Source organism: Acidovorax cavernicola (genome assembly GCF_003581445.1).
The window spans coordinates 1-519 of the sequence record NZ_QXMN01000380.1; the positions used below are offsets into that span (position 1 = coordinate 1).

A 519-nucleotide genomic window follows, 5' to 3' on the forward strand; every position below is an offset into this window, starting at 1 on the left:
CCGTTAAAGCCGTCGCTGCGGCCGGTCGCCTCCAGCATCAGGGGCTGGCCCGCCGGCGTGCCGGTGCTGTCAAAACGCTGGACGTAGATACTGCTCTCGCTCGCGCTCTCCGCACCACTCCACACGGCGACAAACGCGCCGCTGTTGCCCAGCGGCGCGAGTTGAACGGCGGCGTCCGATCCCGAGGCATAGCCGGGTGCTTCCAGCTTGGTCGCTCCTCCTGCCTTGGCATTGCCCTGTGCGTCGAAGTACTGCACATAGATGCTGTTGTCGCTTTCGCCGGCGTCCATACCCTGCCAGGCCACGACGTAGGCGCCGTCGCTGCCGCTGCCGATCGTCATGACGACCGGTACCTGGTCGTTGCCGGCGGTGTTGCCGGTGGCCTCCAGCAGCGTGGGCGTGCCAACCACCGTGCCATCGGCCAGCACCTTCTGCACAAAGACGCTGTTCTCGCCTCCGCCCGCATCGTGCCCGCTCCAACTGACGAGAAAGTCCCCAGCGCTGCCCAGGGCCTTGATG

1 protein-coding gene is annotated in these 519 nt (G+C 66.9%); it reads right to left on the bottom strand.

Features of this window, described 5'->3' with window-relative positions; genetic code table 11:
* A partial coding sequence (locus D3H34_RS34480; RefSeq protein WP_205736894.1) for a hypothetical protein occupies positions 1-519 on the bottom strand: 519 nt, incomplete at both ends.